General features: G+C 68.7%; 15 protein-coding genes. 14 read left to right on the plus strand and 1 reads right to left on the minus strand.

Annotated features, from left to right (window positions below; genetic code table 11):
* Nucleotides 1-23: 23 nt before the first annotated feature.
* The 12 genes from OCH7691_RS07950 to OCH7691_RS08010 all read left to right on the plus strand — a co-directional run bounded on the left by OCH7691_RS07950 (nucleotide 24) and on the right by OCH7691_RS08010 (nucleotide 13,660).
* Nucleotides 24-884 (plus strand): FAD binding domain-containing protein, encoded by an 861-nt coding sequence (locus tag OCH7691_RS07950; RefSeq protein ID WP_085882805.1) that lies wholly within the window; start codon nucleotides 24-26, stop codon nucleotides 882-884.
* Entirely contained in the window at nucleotides 881-3,631 is a 2,751-nt protein-coding gene (locus OCH7691_RS07955) for a molybdopterin-dependent oxidoreductase (protein WP_139839582.1), read from the plus strand. Before OCH7691_RS07950 ends, OCH7691_RS07955 begins: the two co-directional genes overlap by 4 nt.
* Nucleotides 3,624-5,102 carry a 6-hydroxynicotinate reductase gene (locus OCH7691_RS07960; RefSeq protein WP_085882806.1) on the plus strand — a complete coding sequence of 493 codons (1,479 nt, stop codon included), beginning with the start codon at nucleotides 3,624-3,626 and terminating at the stop codon, nucleotides 5,100-5,102. Before OCH7691_RS07955 ends, OCH7691_RS07960 begins: the two co-directional genes overlap by 8 nt.
* Nucleotides 5,099-5,974 carry a UPF0280 family protein gene (locus OCH7691_RS07965; protein ID WP_085882807.1) on the plus strand — a complete coding sequence of 292 codons (876 nt, stop codon included), beginning with the start codon at nucleotides 5,099-5,101 and terminating at the stop codon, nucleotides 5,972-5,974. Before OCH7691_RS07960 ends, OCH7691_RS07965 begins: the two co-directional genes overlap by 4 nt.
* 78 nt (nucleotides 5,975-6,052) lie before the next feature.
* The gene (locus tag OCH7691_RS07970) at nucleotides 6,053-7,267 is read left to right on the plus strand and encodes an ABC transporter substrate-binding protein (RefSeq protein WP_085882808.1); all 1,215 of its coding nucleotides are present in this window, start codon (nucleotides 6,053-6,055) and stop codon (nucleotides 7,265-7,267) included.
* Between the two features lie 145 nt (nucleotides 7,268-7,412).
* On the plus strand, nucleotides 7,413-9,254 hold the full coding sequence (locus OCH7691_RS07975) for an ABC transporter permease (protein WP_085882809.1): 1,842 nt from the start codon (nucleotides 7,413-7,415) through the stop codon (nucleotides 9,252-9,254).
* Nucleotides 9,251-9,997: an ABC transporter ATP-binding protein gene (locus OCH7691_RS07980; protein WP_085882810.1), complete on the plus strand. Its 747-nt coding sequence runs from the start codon at nucleotides 9,251-9,253 to the stop codon at nucleotides 9,995-9,997. Before OCH7691_RS07975 ends, OCH7691_RS07980 begins: the two co-directional genes overlap by 4 nt.
* Nucleotides 9,975-10,691, plus strand: a complete 717-nt coding sequence (locus OCH7691_RS07985) for an ABC transporter ATP-binding protein (protein ID WP_085882811.1) — start codon at nucleotides 9,975-9,977, stop codon at nucleotides 10,689-10,691. The genes OCH7691_RS07980 and OCH7691_RS07985 overlap by 23 nt, the downstream gene beginning before the upstream one ends.
* Nucleotides 10,692-10,834: 143 nt before the next feature.
* Nucleotides 10,835-11,386 (plus strand): response regulator, encoded by a 552-nt coding sequence (locus OCH7691_RS07990; protein ID WP_085882812.1) that lies wholly within the window; start codon nucleotides 10,835-10,837, stop codon nucleotides 11,384-11,386.
* Nucleotides 11,379-11,927, plus strand: coding sequence for an Hpt domain-containing protein (locus OCH7691_RS07995; RefSeq protein ID WP_085882813.1), 549 nt, complete (start codon nucleotides 11,379-11,381; stop codon nucleotides 11,925-11,927). The genes OCH7691_RS07990 and OCH7691_RS07995 overlap by 8 nt, the downstream gene beginning before the upstream one ends.
* A gap of 98 nt (nucleotides 11,928-12,025) precedes the next feature.
* A complete protein-coding gene (locus tag OCH7691_RS08000; RefSeq protein ID WP_085882814.1) occupies nucleotides 12,026-12,760 on the plus strand; it encodes an isochorismatase family protein in 735 nt (244 codons plus the stop codon).
* Between the two features lie 303 nt (nucleotides 12,761-13,063).
* The gene (locus OCH7691_RS08010; RefSeq protein WP_176244965.1) at nucleotides 13,064-13,660 is read left to right on the plus strand and encodes a helix-turn-helix transcriptional regulator; all 597 of its coding nucleotides are present in this window, start codon (nucleotides 13,064-13,066) and stop codon (nucleotides 13,658-13,660) included.
* Nucleotides 13,661-13,802: 142 nt separating this feature from the next.
* Here the strand turns inward: OCH7691_RS08010 and OCH7691_RS08015 are convergent, their stop codons facing one another.
* A complete protein-coding gene (locus OCH7691_RS08015) occupies nucleotides 13,803-14,450 on the minus strand; it encodes a GntR family transcriptional regulator (protein ID WP_085882817.1) in 648 nt (215 codons plus the stop codon).
* 108 nt (nucleotides 14,451-14,558) lie between these two features.
* Here OCH7691_RS08015 and OCH7691_RS08020 point away from each other — a divergent pair, with 108 nt between their 5' ends.
* Together OCH7691_RS08020 and OCH7691_RS08025 are read left to right on the plus strand one after the other, a co-directional pair.
* Nucleotides 14,559-15,719, plus strand: coding sequence for a pyridoxal phosphate-dependent aminotransferase (locus OCH7691_RS08020; RefSeq protein WP_217807861.1), 1,161 nt, complete (start codon nucleotides 14,559-14,561; stop codon nucleotides 15,717-15,719).
* Entirely contained in the window at nucleotides 15,719-16,747 is a 1,029-nt protein-coding gene (locus tag OCH7691_RS08025; protein ID WP_176244966.1) for a dipeptidase, read from the plus strand. Before OCH7691_RS08020 ends, OCH7691_RS08025 begins: the two co-directional genes overlap by 1 nt.
* Nucleotides 16,748-16,751: the final 4 nt, after the last annotated feature.

The following is a 16,751-nucleotide window of genomic DNA, read 5'->3' on the forward strand; positions in this document are numbered from 1 at the left end:
TATCCGACAGGGCTGGTTGAATCATGGGTGCCTATTATCGCCCGACTGGGCTCAGCGAAGCGCTTGATATTCTCAAGGGCGAAGCGGTCGCCATCCTCGCCGGCGGCACGGATTTCTTTCCCGCGCGCGTCGCGTGTCCGGTGGACGAGAACATACTCGACATCAGCGCGCTGGCCGGTCTCGACGCCCTCGACGAGGACGGCGCGCAGTGGCGGATCGGCGCCGGCGTGACCTGGAGCCGGCTGCTCGGCAGCGCGCTGCCGCCGGCCTTCGACGGGCTCAAGCGCGCGGCGCGGGAAGTCGGCGGCATCCAGATCCAGAATGTCGCGACGATCGCCGGCAATCTCTGCAACGCCTCGCCGGCGGCGGACGGGGTGCCGCCGCTGCTTGCCCTCGACGCCCGTGTCGTGCTGGCCTCGGCGACCGGCGAACGCGAAGTGGCGCTGGCCGACTTCATCACCGGCAACCGGGCGACGCTCCGGCGCGCCGACGAACTGCTGACCGCGATCCTGGTGCCGAAGCAGGGGCTTGAGCGGGCCAGCGGTGATTTCCTCAAGCTCGGCGCGCGGAAATACCTGGTCATCTCGATCGTCATGGCGGCGGCGGTATTGCCGCTCGACCCGACCGGCCGGATCGCCGGCGCGCGAGTCGCGGTCGGCGCCTGCTCGGCGGTCGCCCGGCGCCTCCCGGCGCTCGAGGCGGCGCTGGAGGGGCAGAAACCGGCTGGCGGCCTCGGCGGGCTGGTCAGCGGCGAACAACTGGCGGCGCTGACGCCGATCGACGACATCCGGGCGAGCGCCGGTTACCGGCAGGACGCGGCGCTGACCCTGGTCGCCCGCCTGCTCGATCGGATGGCGGACAGGGCAGGGGATCAGGCGGCATGAACGAGATTCGCACGATCGATGGCATTCGCTTCACCGTCAACGGCCGCGCCGTTGTCGCCTCCGTGCCGCCGGGCAAGCGTCTCGCCGACGTCCTCAGGGACGATCTCGGCCTGACCGGCACCAAGGTCGGCTGCAATGCCGGCGATTGCGGCGCCTGCACCGTCCTGCTCGACGGCGAGGCGGTCTGCGCCTGCATGGTTCCGGCGGCGCAGGCTGCCGGACGCGGCGTGGTCACCGTCGAGGGCCTCGCGGCCGGGGACGAACCGAACCGGCTGCAGCGCGCCTTCGCGCGCCACGGCGCGGCCCAGTGCGGGATCTGCACGCCCGGCATGCTGATGGCGGCGACGGCGCTGCTGGCGCACGACCCGGCCCCGGACCGGCAGGCGGTCGAGGACGCCCTGGGCGGCGTGCTCTGCCGCTGCACTGGCTACCAGAAGATCGTCGAGGCGGTGCTCGACGCCGCCGGCGGCGCGGCTGAGGGATCGGTTGCGGACGGCGCGGTCGGCGCCCGCCTGGCCCGCGTCGACGGCCTGGCCAAGGTCACCGGCCGCGACGTTTTCGGCGCCGACGGGGTGCCTGCCGATGCGCTCTGGCTGCGCGCCGTGCGCTCGCCGCATGCCTCGGCCCGCTTCACGCTCGGCAATCTGGAGGGATTCCTCCGGAACCGGCCGGGGCTGGAGGCGGTGCTGACCGCCGCCGACGTGCCGTTCAACGGGTTCGGCATCTATCCCGACCTGAAGGACCAGCCGGTGCTGGCCGACCGTCTTGTCCGCTATCGCGGCGAGGCGGTCGTCGCCGTGGTCGGCAAGCGCGCCGCGGTCGAGGGCTTCCGCGACGACGACCTGCCGATTTCCTATACGCCGCTCACGGCCCTGACGAGCCTTGCCGAGGCGATGGTGCCGGGCGCGCCGCTGGTCCAGGCCGACCGCCCGGGCAACAAGCTGATCGACGGCGTGGTGCGCAAGGGCGACGTAGCGGCCGCGGTCGCCGGCGCCGCCCATGTGGCGAGCGGCGACTTCACCACTTCCTTCGTCGAGCATGCCTATGTCGAGCCCGAGGCGGGCTGGGCGGTGCGCGACGGCGAGGGCGTGGCGGTGCATGCCACGACCCAGGCGCCCTACATGGACCGGACCGAGGTGGCGAGCGTGCTCCGCCTCGCGCCGGAACAGGTGCGGATCGTGCCGACCGCCTGCGGCGGCGGTTTCGGCGGCAAGCTCGACGTCTCGGTGCAGCCGTTGATCGCGGTCGCCGCGATGCGCTTCGACCGTCCGGTCGCCTGCGTTTACAGCCGGCCGGAAAGCATGGCGTCGTCGACCAAGCGACATCCGGCCGAGGTCCGCGCCCGCTTCGCCTGCGACAGCGACGGGCGGCTCGTCTCGGCCGAGCTCGCGGCCAATTTCAACACCGGCGCCTATGCCTCGTGGGGGCCGACCGTGGCCGGCCGCGTGCCGGTCCACGGCAGCGGTCCCTACCGGGTCGCCAATGCCGAGATCGCGGGCGCGGCCTTCTTCACCAACGGCCCGCCGGCCGGCGCCTTCCGCGGTTTCGGCGTCCCGCAGGCGGCGATCGCCCACGAAACCCTGATGGACGACCTGGCGGCGGCAGCCGGCATCGACCGGCTGGAATTCCGCCATCGCAACGCGATCGCCGTTGGCGACGAGACGGCGACCGGCCAGCGGCTGGAGGCGAGCGCCGGGCTCGCCGCCTGCATCGACGCGCTGCGCGGGCGCTGGGCCGAGTACGGCGCCTCGGCCGAACGCCACAACCGGGCCGGCTCGGGCCGGCGGCGCGGCATCGGCATCGGCTGCATGTGGTACGGCATCGGCAACACGGCGATGACCAATCCTTCGACGATCCGGGTCGGGCTGGGCGCGAACGGCCGCTTCACGCTGTTCAACGGGGCCGTCGATATCGGCCAGGGGTCGAGCACCGTGCTGGCGCAGATCGCCGCCGAGGCGCTCGGCGTCCCGGTCGACAGCTTCGACCTCGTGGTCGGCGACACCGCGCGCACGGCCGACGCCGGCAAGACCTCGGCATCGCGCCAGACCTTCGTGTCCGGCAAGGCCGCCGAGCTCGCCGCGCTCGATCTCAGGGCGAAGATTCTCAGGCTTGCCAATGCGGGCGACGGGGCGGCGATCGTGCCGGGCCCGGACGGCCCGGCGATCCGCGACCAGGGTATCGAACACAAGCTGCCGCTCGCCGGGATGGACGCGGATGGCGAGGGCATGGTGCTGCTCGGCGAGGGCACCTTCGATCCGCCGACCCAGCCGCTCGACGCGAACGGCCAGGGCGTGCCCTACGCGACCTACGGCTTCGCCGCGCAGATCGCCGAGGTCGAGGTCGACCCGGCCTTCGGCACGGTCCGGGTGCTCCGAATGGCGGCGGCCCACGATGTCGGCCGGGCGATCAACCCGATGCTGGTCGAGGGCCAGATCCATGGCGGCATCGCGCAGGGCCTCGGGCTCGCGCTGATGGAGGAATACCTGCCGGGGCGGACCGAGAACCTGCACGACTACCTGATCCCGACCTTCGGCGACATGCCCGAGATCGAGGTCATGCTGATCGAGGATCCGGAACCGCTCGGCCCCTACGGCGCCAAGGGCGTCGGCGAACCCGGCCTGGTGCCGACGGCGCCGGCGATCCTGGGCGCGATCCGCGACGCGGTCGGCGTCCGGGTGACCCATGTTCCCTGCCTGCCGCACCGGCTTCGCGCCGCGATCCTGGCGAAGGAGAGTTCCGATGTCTGATGCCACCGAGATGGAACCGGCCGCGGACGGCGGCGAGATCGTCCGCTGCGACGCCTGTCCGGTGCTCTGCCGGATCCGCAAGGGCAAGGCCGGGGCCTGCGACCGCTATGCCAACGTCGAGGGCGTGCTGACCCGGGTCGATCCGCTGATCGTCTCGGAGCGGGCGGAAAAGATGGTGCCCTTCCTCGAGGCGGCGGAAGGCTGGGACGGGGCGCTGGTCACCGGCCGGAGGAGCTTCGTCACCGGGATCGGTTCCGGCACCACCTATCCCGACTACAAGCCGGCGCCCTTCATCGTCTCCAGCCAGGCCGACGGGGCCGACATGGTGACCGTGGTGTCGGAAGGGATCTTTTCCTATTGCGGCGTCAAGGTGAAGATCGACACCGACCGCTACCTGGGGCCGGAAACGGCGGCGGTCCGGGTCAGGGGCGAACAGGTCGGCCATGTGACGACGGCGGAGTACGGCTCGCAGATGCTCTCGCTCGGCGGCGTCCGCCATCTGACCGGCGGCAGCAAGAAGGAAGGCACGGTCACCTGCGCCGCGCTGCTCGACCTCTGCAACGGGAAACCGGTCGAGGTGACCGTCGACGATGGCGCCACCGTCATCCTCGAGGCCGGCAAGCCGCCGGTCGTGGACGGCGAGACGGAGGCGCTGATGCGGGTCGGCTGCGGCTCCGCGACGATCGGCATGTTTGCCAAGCAATGGCACGGCCATGCCGACGAGGTGATCGTCGTCGACGACCACATCACCGGCGTGCTGACCGAGCACCAGGCCGGCCGCTTCCTCGACATGAAGCCGGGCGGCATACGCGTGCGCGGCCGCCGCTCGACGCCCGGGCGCTATTTCCAGGTCGCCGACCACGGCGCCGGGTGGGGCGGGACCAATGTCACCGACCCGCTCGACATCATCGACCGGATCGATCCGAAGACCGCCTGGCCGGGCCTGCGCCTGCTGATGGTCTCGACCACCGGCCGCGATGCCGAATGGTTCGTCCTCGACGATGACCTGAAGCCGCGACCGGCCGAGATGCCGGCGCCGATCGGCGCCGTGGTCGAGCGGATCGCGGAGAATTGCGAGCCGGCGCTGACGACGGTGCTGTTCATGGCCGGGGCCGGCGGCTCGCTGCGCGCCGGGGTGACCGAGAACCCGGTCCGCCTGACGCTGTCGGTCAAGGACGCGCTGACCCGGGTCACTTGCGGCGGCGCGCCGGTCTATGTCTGGCCGGGCGGCGGGATCACCCTGATGGTCGACGTCACGCGGATGCCCGAGAATTCGTTCGGCTACGTGCCGACGCCGGCGCTGGTTGCGCCGATCGAATTCACCATGGCGCGCGAGGATTACGCCGCGCTGGGCGGGCATGTCGGCAGCATCACGACGCTCGATGCGGTGCTCAAGTCGACGCGCCACGATTCGCGCGCCTGGGACGAGGGCAATCCCTGGCCGGTCACCGGGCGGGTGCCGCGGGGATGAGCGGCGCGCGGGCGGTGCTGATGGCGGACGGACGCCGGCTGCATCTGCAGCACGGCCCGATCGACATCGTTGCCGAGGCCTTCGGCCCGTCCGCCGAGATCGAGGCCGCCTACGCGCAGGCCGCGGCCGTCTTCGGCGGGCTCCTGGGCGAACTGGTCGGCGAACTCGACATCCTGCGAAGCGATGTGAACGGCCTCGACCGCCTGCCGGCGGGCGCGGTCGCGCGCCGCATGGTGGCCGCGACCCTGGCGCACCGGCCGCTGTACGTGACGCCGATGGCGGCGGTCGCCGGCGCGGTGGCCGAGCGCGTGCTGGCGGCGCTGGTCGCCGGACGCCGGCTCGAACGCGCCTATGTCAACAATGGCGGCGACATCGCGCTGCATCTGACGCCGGGCACCAGCCTCGACGCGGCAATCGTCGCCAACCAGGATGCCCCGGCCATCGACGGCCGGATCGCGATCCCGTTCGACAGCGCGATTCGCGGAATTGCCACCTCGGGCTGGCGCGGCCGTTCGCTTTCCTTCGGCATCGCCGACGCGGTGACGGTGCTGGCCCGCGACGCGCCGGCCGCCGACGTCGCCGCGACACTGATCGCCAATGCCGTCAATATCGATCATCCGGCGGTCCGCCGGGCGCCAGCGGAGGCCGTGCGCGACGAGAGCGAGCTTGGCGCGCGGCTGGTCACGGTCGCGGTCGGGCCGCTGCCGGACGAGGCGGTGGCGCGCGCGCTCGCAAGCGGCGCCGCCCGGGCCGAGGCGATGCGCCGGCAGGGGCTGATCGAAGCCGCGTCGCTGGTCTTGCAGGGAAAAACGCGTATCGTCGGCGATCCGGCAGGTGCGGCAGTTGCGGCCGGAGGCGATCAGGGGCTATGACGTAAAGCGTAGGGCCCATGCAAGCGGGCCGCGTATGATTGGCTGGTCAGAGAAAACCGAGCAGAGGAGGCTCAAGTCATGGTGACGAGAAGGCGGGTGCTATGGGCGACGGCGGCGGCGACGATGCTGGCCAGCCTCGTTCCGGGTTCGGCGGCGCTGGCCGCGGACACGATCAGGATCGGTGAGATCAACAGCTATTCGGGGCTGCCGGCATTCACCCTGCCCTACCGGAACGGCTGGGAGCTGGCGGTCGAGGAAATCAACGCGGCGGGCGGCGTGCTCGGCAAGCAGCTCGAGGTCATCAGCCGCGACGACGCCGGCAAGCCGGCCAACGCGGTCAAGATTGCCGAGGAGCTGATCGCGAACGAGAACGTGGCGCTGCTTTCCGGCACCTTCTTCTCCCATATCGGTCTTGCCGTCTCCGACCTCGCCAAGCAGCGCAAGGTGCTGTTCGTCGCGGCCGAGCCGCTGACCGATGCCATCGTCTGGGAGAAGGGCCACAAGTATACCTTTCGCCTCCGTCCGAGCACCTACATGCAGGCGGCGATGCTGGCCGACGAGGCCGCCAAGCTGCCGGCCAAGCGCTGGGCGACGATCGCGCCGAACTACAAGTACGGCCAGGATGCGGTGACCGCGTTCAAGGAACTGCTGCTGGCCAAGCGCCCGGACGTCGAGTTCGTCGACGAGCAATGGCCGGCGCTCTTCAAGATCGACGCCGGCGCGACCGCGCAGGCGCTGCTCGCCGCCAAGCCCGAGGCGATCTACAACGTCACCTTCGGTTCCGACCTCGCCAAGTTCGCCCGCGAGGGCAAGCTTCGCGGTCTGTTCGAGAATGTCTCGGTGGTCAGCCTGCTGACCGGCGAGCCGGAATATCTCGACCCGCTCGGCGCCGACGCGCCGGAGGGCTGGATCGTCACCGGCTATCCGTCGACCGAGATCAACACGCCCGAGCACACTGCCTTCCGCGATGCCTACAAGGCTCGCTACGATGCCCTGCCGATGCTCGGCTCGATCGTCGGCTACAACACCATGAAGGCGGTCGCCGCGATCATCACCGCGGCCGGCTCGACCGACACGGATGCCATGATCAAGGCGGCCGAAGGCCTGACGGTGCAGAGCCCGACCGGCCCCTTCACCTTCCGCGCCATCGATCACCAGGCAACGATGGGCGCCTATGTCGGCAAGACCGCGGTCAAGAACGGCATGGGCACCATGGTCGACTGGACCTACGCGGACGGCGCCGACTACCTGCCGAGCGACGAGGAAGTCCGGAAGATGCGGCCGGCTGACTGATCCGGGCCGGGCCGGGCAGCGATCCGCCGGCTCGCGGTAACGCGATCCGGCGGGCCGTCGCGCCCGGCCGGCACGGGCCGGGTTTTCCCGGCGGACGGCCGCGGGCCGCCGCCTTCCATGCCATCAGGACGGGAGAGGCCTCGAGGTGAGCTTTTTCGTCGTTCAGTTCCTCACCGGGCTGGCCAGCGCGGCGTCGCTGTTTCTCGTCGCCTGCGGCCTGTCGATCATCTTCGGCGTCACCCGGATCGTGAATTTCGCGCATGGCTCCTTCTACATGCTGGGCGCCTATCTGGCGGCGACCATCGTCGCCACCCTGCCGGTCGGGATCTTCAGCTACTGGGGGTCGGTGCTGGTCGCGGCACTCGTCGTCGGCCTGATCGGCATCGTCGTCGAGATCGTCGTCCTGCGGCGGATCTACCACGCGCCGGAACTGTTCCAGCTCGTCGCCACTTTCGGCGTGGTCCTCGTCGTGCAGGACCTCACGCTGGCGATCTGGGGTCCGGCCGACAAGCTTGGCCCGCTGGCGCCCGGGCTCGACAGCGCGGTCAATATCGGTGGCCAGCTCCTGCCCGAATACGACGTCGCGCTGATCATCCTCGGCCCCGCCGTGCTCGGCCTGCTGTGGCTGCTGTTCCACCGCACCCGCTGGGGCACGCTGGTCCGCGCGGCGACCCAGGACCGCGAGATGGTCGGCGCGCTCGGCGTCAACCAGCGCCGCATCTTCACCTCGGTCTTCTTCCTCGGCGCCTGCCTTGCCGGGCTCGGCGGCGCGGTGCAGATCCCGCGTGAGCCGATCAGCCTGATGATGGACCTGAACGTCATCGCCGAGGTCTTCGTGGTCGTCGTCATCGGCGGCATGGGCAGCATCCTCGGCGCCTTCCTGGCGGCGGTGATCATCGGCGAACTGAATGCCTTCGGCATCCTGATCTTCCCCGAGATCACGCTGGTACTGCTGTTCCTGGTGATGGCGGTGGTACTGGTGATCCGCCCGCGCGGCCTGCTCGGCAAGCCCGAGCTGACGGTCGGCGCGCAGCCGGCGCAGATCGCCGCGATCCATCTGCCCGGCCCGGCGACCAAGCTCGCGATGGGCGTATTGTTCGCCGTGCTGGCACTGGTGCCGCTGTTCGCCGGCGACTTCCTGCTGGTCCTGCTGATCGAGGTCATGCTGCTCGCGCTGTTCGCCGCCAGCCTGCATTTCATCATGGGCAACGGCGGCATGGTGTCGTTCGGCCACGCCGCCTATTTCGGGATCGGCGCCTATGGCGCGGCACTCGCCGTCGTCCATTCGGACAGCCCGATGGAGCTTGCGCTGGTGCTGGCGCCGACCGCGGCGGGGCTTGCCGGCCTGGTCTTCGGCTGGTTCTGCGTGCGCCTGTCCGGCGTCTATTTCGCGATGTTGAGCCTCGCCTTCGCGCAGATCGCCTGGTCGGTCGTGTTCCAGTGGTACGAGGTGACCGGCGGCGACGACGGCCTGCTCGGGATCTGGCCGTCCGAATGGGCGAGCGACCGCTTCGCCTTCTACTACCTGTCGCTGATCATCGTCGCTGGCGGCGTGCTGATGCTGCGGCGGATGATCTTCTCGCCGTTCGGCTACGCGCTGCGCGCGGGCCGGGATTCGCCGCTCCGCAGCGACGCCATCGGCATCAACCTGCGCCACCAGCAATGGGCCTCGATCGTCATCGCCGGTGCCTTCGCGGGCCTCGCGGGCGGGCTCTACGCCTTTTCCAAGGGAAGCGTCTTCCCCGACGCGATGTCGATCCCGCGCTCGGTCGACGCGCTGGTCATGGTGCTGCTCGGCGGCGTCGACACGCTGGCCGGGCCGCTGGTCGGCGCGGCCGCCCTGATCGGCCTGGAGGACGCCATCTCGCGCTTCGACTACTGGCGCCTGATCCTCGGGCTGGTGATCATCCTGATCTGCGTGACCGCGCCGAACGGCATCGTCGGCTCGCTCAAGCTCGCCTTCGCCGGCCGGAGGGAACGCGAATGAGTGTCCTGGAGGTCGAACGACTGGTGAAGAAGTTCGGCGGCGTCGCCGCCGTTCGCGAAGTCAGCTTCTCGCTCGGCGAGGGCGAGATCCTCGCCCTGATCGGTCCGAACGGGGCCGGCAAGTCGACCTGCTTCAACATGCTGAACGGGCAGCTGCGGCCGGATTCCGGCCGTATCCGCCTGCTCGGCCGGGATACGGTCGGCCTGAGCCCGCGCCAGGTCTGGCGTCGCGGCGTCGGGCGGACCTTCCAGATCACCGCCACCTTCACCTCGATGAGCGTGCGCGAGAATGTCCAGATGGCGCTGCTGTCGCACCACCGACGGCTGTACGCGCTGGTCCCGCTGGCGGCCCGGCAATACCGGGAAGAGGCGGAGCGGATCCTCGATCTCGTCGGCATCGCCGACCAGGCCGAACGGTCCTGCGGCGTGCTCGCCTACGGCGATCTCAAGAAGGTCGAGCTCGCGGTCGCGCTCGCCAACGAACCGCGCCTGCTGCTGATGGACGAGCCGACTGCCGGGATGGCGCCGCGCGAGCGGATCGAGCTGATGGCGCTGACCGCCGATATCGTCCGCAAGCAGGGCATCAGCGTGCTTTTCACCGAGCACGACATGGACGTGGTCTTCACCCATGCCGACCGGATCATGGTGCTGAACCGGGGCGAACTGGTCGCCGAGGGGGCGCCGCAGGCGGTGCGCGAGGACCCGCTGGTCAAACAGATCTATCTCGGAGCCGGTCATGCTTGAGGCGAGCGGTATCGACGCCTTCTACGGTCAGGCGCATATCCTGCACGGCGTCGGCCTGTCGGTCGGCCGCGGCGAGGTGCTGGCGCTGCTCGGGCGCAACGGCGCCGGCAAGTCGACGACGATGAAGAGCATCATCGGGCTGGTCAGGCCGGCGGCCGGCAGCGTCCGGCTCGACGGGGCCGAGCTGGCCGGCCTGCCGCCGCACGAGATCGCCCGCGCCGGCATCGGCTACGTGCCGGAGGAGCGCCGGGTGTTCACCGAGCTGACGGTGATGGAGAACCTGTCCGTCGGGCTCCAGCCGGCCCGCGACAGCACGCCGACCTGGACGCCGGAGCGGCTTTTCGAGCTCTTCCCGAACCTTGCCGAGATGCGCGACCGGCAGGGCGGCCGGATGTCGGGTGGCGAGCAGCAGATGCTCACCATCGCGCGGACGCTAATGGGCAATCCGCGGGTCATCCTGCTCGACGAGCCGTCCGAGGGCCTTGCACCCGTCATTGTCGACCAGATGGCGCGGACGGTGCAGGAGCTGAAGCGCGACGGTTTGACCGTCCTGCTTTCCGAGCAGAACCTGCATTTCGCCTCCGCCGTCGCCGACCGGGCGACGATCATCGAGAAGGGCATCATCCGCTACAGCGGGACGATGGCGGCGCTGGCCGCGGACGAGGAGGCGCGCGCCGCCTATCTCACGGTCTAGCGCCGGCGCGACGGTCGCTGCATCCGGCGGCTGGCGAAATCCGCGGGTGGCCGTATGATGGTGCTCGACTTTCCGGCATGACATCGTTATCCACTGACGGAATGGTTGTCTGGCGCTCGCCATTGTAAACCGGCTTTCGATTCATGCAGAGTTACGATCTTTCGCGGTTCTCGGTCCTCGTGGTCGAGGACAATAAGTACATCACCTCGTTACTTGTGATGTGTATGCGGGTCCTTGGCGTCGGAACGGTCAAGATGGCCACCGACGGCGGCCAGGCGATCGAACTGCTCAAGCTTATGAAGACCGATCCGGTTCGCGCCGGCATGCAGAACGTCGATCTGGTCCTCTCGAACTGGCAGATGGCGCCGGTTGACGGGTTGATGTTCCTGCGCTGGATCCGCCGCCACAAGGAAAGCCCCAATCGGTTCGTTCCCTTCGTGATGATCACCGGTTATGCCGATCCGGAGCATGTCGCGGCGGCCCGCGATCTCGGCGTGACCGACATGCTGGCCAAGCCGTTCTCGATCAATTCAGTGGCAGACAAACTGGTCACGCTCATCGAGCGCCCCCGCCAGTTCATCCATACGGCGGACTATTTCGGCCCCGATCGCAGGCGGCGCGCGCTACCCCATGCCGGCGAGGATCGGCGCAAGCTCGACGACAAGTCGCCGACCGTGGAGGTCGTCTATGAATAAGCGCCGTGACCCGAATGCGCCGCCGGTCAAGGTCCGCATCTACCGGTTCCGCAACCGCCTGAGGGAAAAGGCCGGCGGCCTCGCCGGAAGCGGGGGGGGCAACGGCGGCGCGGCCGAGGGTGGCCGGATCCCCGCCGAACTGATCGCCAAGGCGCAGGCCGAGTTCGAGAAACTGTCGGAGGATTATCCCGACTGGGTGCAGAAGAATCTCGAGGACCTCCACGGGATCGTCGAGGAGGCCGAGGCCGACGAGAGCCGGCGGGCGGCACTCTTCAAGCGCATCCAGGAAGTGGCGCACGAACTGAAGGGCCAGGGCGGTACCTTCGGCTATCCGCTGATCAGCCGGTTCGGCGCCTCGCTCGACGCCTTCACGGGGCCCACCGCCGGCCGCAGCGACAACCACGTCAAGATCGTGAAGGCCCATGTCGACGCCATGATCGCGACGATCAGGGCGCGGGTGTCCGGCGATGGCGGGGCGATCGGCGACGAACTCACCAGGACGCTGGACGCGGCCATCGCGAAATACGCCAAGCGGACCTGACGACAGCCGGTCCTGGACCACGGGGTCCCGGCGGCTCTTCCGGCCGAGCGCGCCCCGGGCTATGCTTCCGCGCGGATAATGCGGAACGGGAGCGGCGGATGGATCGCAAGGAACTCGGGCGCGCGCTGGCGCGGGAAATGCCGGTCGTACCGGCCGATCTCGATCTCGCCGGCGGCGCGGGCAGCGGCTTCGGCCTGGTCATCGTCGACGAGGTGAACGGCTTCGCGACCGTCGGCGCCGGCAACCTGGCGCCGCCCGTGCCGAACGCGCAGGTCGCGGCCATGGTCGCCGAGACCGATCGCCTGGCGCGCGCCTTTGCCGGCCAGGGCTGGCCGGTCCTCGCCTTCCTCGACACCCATGTGCCCGGCAAGCCCGAGCCGCCCTATCCGCCGCACTGCGAGGCGGGGACGGGCGAGGAGGAACTGGTGCCCGAACTGCAATGGCTGCATGACGAGCGGCACGCGACGCTGGTCCGCAAGGACTGCATCAACGGCTTCGTCGGCGCGACCCGCCCGGACGGGTCGAACGCGGTCGCCGACTGGGTCGCGGCGAACGGGCTCCGCCACTTGCTGGTGGTCGGCATCTGCACCGATATCTGCGTCATGGACTTCGTCCTCACCGCGCTCTCCGCGCGGAATCACGGAATGCTGGCACCGCTCGAGGAAATCCATGTCTACGACGCCGGCTGCTCGACCTACGACCTGCCGCGCGAGGTCGCGGAGAGCCTTGACCTGCCGGCGACGGCGGCTCACCCGCAGGACCTGACCCACCATCTCGGGCTCTATTTCATGGCGTCGCGCGGGGCCAGGCTGGTCGGTGAGGTTAGCGTTTGAGGCGGTAATTTTCTCAAGGCTCAATGAGCGAACTCTCGCGAAAATTGAGATTGCGAAACGCCAATAGATTGATCTTGTTGTGATTGCTCCTGCAAATTTACAATTGCAGGTGTGTGGATTTTATCGCCCAAATTTATAGAGCATTGCAATGTTGACATTTGTTAACATAAATGGCATATGGTTTTTAGCAGATGGCTAGGCCACGTCAACCGAGTAAGGAGGTGGAAGATGCGGTCTCCTATGCTGAAGAACTTAACTGGAAAGTTCGCATGCTAGGGCATTGGGGGAGATTGTTTTGCCCTCATGCGGATCGAGACGGTTGCCAAGTGGGTGTATTCAGTACGCCGAAAAGCCCTAGTGATCATGCCAGACAAATTCGCAGAGCTATTGATCGATGCCCTCATGGAAAGGAGGCTGACGATGACTTGCTATGAATTTAGCCTGATCGCTTCCGGCCTCAATCCGGCAGCGGATGATTTTGAGCAACGGTTTTTCGACGCTGGTTGCGATGACGCGACTATCTCTTTCCAAAAGGGTCACATTATCCTTGACTTCGCTAGGGCGGCGGCGACTTTCGACGATGCAATAGAAACTGCGATTGCCAATGTCGTGGCTGCTGGTGCAACGGTCGATCGGATTGAGCCCGATCCGCTGGTCAGCCTCTCGGACATGGCGACCCGCACAGGAATGTCGCGAGCGGCGATGACGCAATATGCCAAGGGCCAGCGTGGTCGCGGCTTCCCGCCACCGATCGCACGGGTGACAACGGACAGTCCTCTCTGGGACTGGGCCACGGTCGCCAACTGGTTTTGCAGGAAGCACAAGCTGCCGCCGGACGCCGTTGCCGCCGCGGAGACGGTGAAGCGGGTGAACGCGCGATTCTTCGGCGGTGGGCGCTGATCCGTTCATTGCGGGAACGCTGAATTCGCGACTTGATCGGTATGGGCGACTATAGGACGAGCCGATTATTGGAAGTCAAAGGCGCGGATCCGCTGCTATGAATCGGGCGGCATATTGACATTCTGAGTGAGCCGTGCGGGCGCTAGGAACATGCGGTTTCGAGCCAATCCTGCAGGGCCTGCCCGGCGACCGTGATATGTTGTTCCAGGAGGTTCAGGGCCGCCGGCTTGTCGCGTCGCCGGCAGGCGTCGAGTAGCGCCCGGTGCTCGTCGTTCGACCGCTTGTCGTAGTCGAGGGCCCGGATCGCCAGCCGCAGGTAACGATCGGAGAGATCGTTCAGCCCGGCCACATGGGCAAGCAGGCGGGGCCGCCCGCAGGCCTCGTAAAGCGTCATGTGGAAAGCCTTGTTGAGACGGCCGAACGCGGCCAGGTCGCCGGCCTCGACGGACTCCTGGAGGCGCGCCGCGCGATCGATCCGGGCGTTCGAAAGCTCGGGTATGGCGAGGCGGAGCGCCAGTGTCTCGGCGGCGACCCGCATCTCGTAGATCTCGCCGACCTCGCGCGGGTCGAGCGGCGCGACCGACGCGCCCTTGTTCGGAACCAGCAGGACAAGCCCCTCGGTCTCCAGCACGCGCAGCGCCTCGCGCACCGGCATGCGGCTGGTGCCGAGCTGCTCGGCGATGACGTCCTGGCGCAGCGGTTCGCCGGGCGCATAGCGGCCCGCGATGATCATCTCGCGCAGTTTCCGGGCGACCTGCCGCGCCTGGTCGCCTGACCCGGATCGATCCATATCTGCTCCCGTCCCGTCCTTCGCCGACCTTCATGCCGGCGGATTGACACAACTGCTAGCCTGATTTACCACTACATTCAATATTGGATCCAAAAAAGGATATTGGATATGATATCACGACTGGCGGAGATCCCGGGAATCGGCGTCGACCGGATGGGAAACGCGGCCGACGCGCTCGGCAGCGCCGAAATGCTGAGGCTGGAGAATCTCGACACCGACATCCCGCCGCCGGCCGAGGCGGTCGAGGCGACGCGGGCCGCCATCACCCGTGACGAGGCCAACAGCTACCTGCCGTTCCTCGGCATCCATTCGCTGCGCCGGGCGGCGGCCGAGCGGGTCTCGAAGGCTGCCGGGCATGCCTACGATCCGGACGCGGAATGCATCGTCTCCGCCGGCGGCCTTTCGGGCATCCTCAATGTTCTTCTCGCGCTCATCGAGCCAGGTGACGAGGTCATCATCACCGATCCCGCCTATGCGGGCCTGATCAACCGCATCCGCCTGGTCGGCGGTAAGCCGGTCTTCGTGCCTCTGGTGGTCCGCGACGGCGGCTGGCGGCTCGATCTCGACGCACTGGCGGCGGCCCGTTCGCCGCGCATCCGAGCCGTGCTCACCATGAGCCCCTCGATGCCGAGCGGGGTCGTCCATGACCGGGCCGAGTGGGAGGCGATCGCCGAGCTCGTCCGGGCAGCGGATGCGTGGCTCATCCATGACGCGGCCATGGAACGGATCCTCTTCACCGGCGCGCCGGTGCTGCATCCGGCCTCGTTCGACGGGATGGCCGAACGCACGATCACCATCGGCAGCGTTTCCAAGGAGTACCGCATGATCGGCTGGCGTGTCGGCTGGATCGTCGGGCCGCGCAAGGTGATGAACGACGTCGGTCTCGTCAGCCTGTCGAACGTGGTCTGCCAGGTCGGCATCGGCATGCCCGGCGCGGCGGCGGCGATCACCGCGCCCGACGACGGCATTGCCGCCGCCACGGCGGTGTGGAAGGGGCGGCGCGACCGGATCCTCCGGGAGATGGACGGCCTGCCGGTCGTCCGTCCCGATGGCGGCTGGTCCCTGCTGATCGACACCGTCGCGCTCGGCATGGCCCCGGCGGAGGCCTCGAAACGGTTGTTCGACAAGGGCCTGATCGCGGCGACGCCGATGACCGGATGGGGCGCGGAGGAGCGCGCCGGCCGCTATCTCCGCTTCGTCTTCGCCAACGAGCCGGTCGAGCGGCTGGCGGGATTGCGCGAGCGTATCCGCCGCGCCTGGGCGGTCTGATGGGCGCCCCGGTCATCCCGCCTGCCGGGGCCGACGCGGCCGACTGGCGGGCGCAACGCCCCTGGCTCGCCACGCTCCCGGTCTGTGACGGCCTGCTTTCCTGGACCGACTATTTCCTGCCGCCCGGCGCCTCGCTCGTCGAACAACTGAAACGTTTTCAGAATTCCGGTATCGACCATGTCTCGGTGACCGTCGGCGGCAAGGGCGACACGGCGGAGATGGCGATGCGCACCATCGGCCGGCTGACCGCTTCGCTCCGCGAGGCCGGGATCGCGATCACCGGCAGCCGGGCGGCGATCGAACAGGCGCGCGCCGAGGGCCGGCTCACCGCCGCCTTCCATTTCCAGTGCGCGACGCCGATGGCCGGCAGCCTCGATCTTGTCGACGCCTTCTTCGCCGCCGGCGTGCACCGCGCCATCCTCGCCTACAACGAGGCCAACATCTTCGCCGACGGCTGCCACGAATCCCGCAACGCCGGGCTCACCGGCGCGGGCCGGCGGCTGGTCGAGCGCATGGACCGGGCCGGGATGCGGATCGACCTCACCCATTGCGGCGAGCGCACGACCTTCGAGGTGGCGGAAATGGCGCTGTCGCGGCCGCCGCTCTATTCGCATTCGAACGCGCGGGCGCTCTACGATCACGAACGCAACCTGAGCGACGCGCAGATCTGCGCCGCGGCCGAACGAGACATGTTCATCGGCGTGAACGGGGTCGGCTTCTTCCTCGGCGCCGAAGGCCCGGAGATTCCGCGCGAGATGGCGCGGCACCTGGCCCATATGGCCGGGATCGCCGGGGCCGAGCGGCTCGGCCTCGGTCTCGACTTCATGTATCTGGAAGGCAGCGACTATGCCTTCTATCACCGGTCGAGATCGACCTGGCCACGCGGCTACCCGTCGCCTCCCTGGAGCTTCCTGCAGCCGGAACAGGTCGGCGACCTCGTGGAGGCGCTCGAGGCAGAGGGCTTCAGCCGGGACGAGATCGCCGGCATTCTCGGCGCCAACTATCTCGCCCGGGTGACGATGCCCTGATCTG

The sequence above is a fragment of the Oceanibacterium hippocampi genome, from assembly GCF_900172325.1.
Lineage (GTDB): Bacteria > Pseudomonadota > Alphaproteobacteria > Sneathiellales > Sneathiellaceae > Oceanibacterium > Oceanibacterium hippocampi.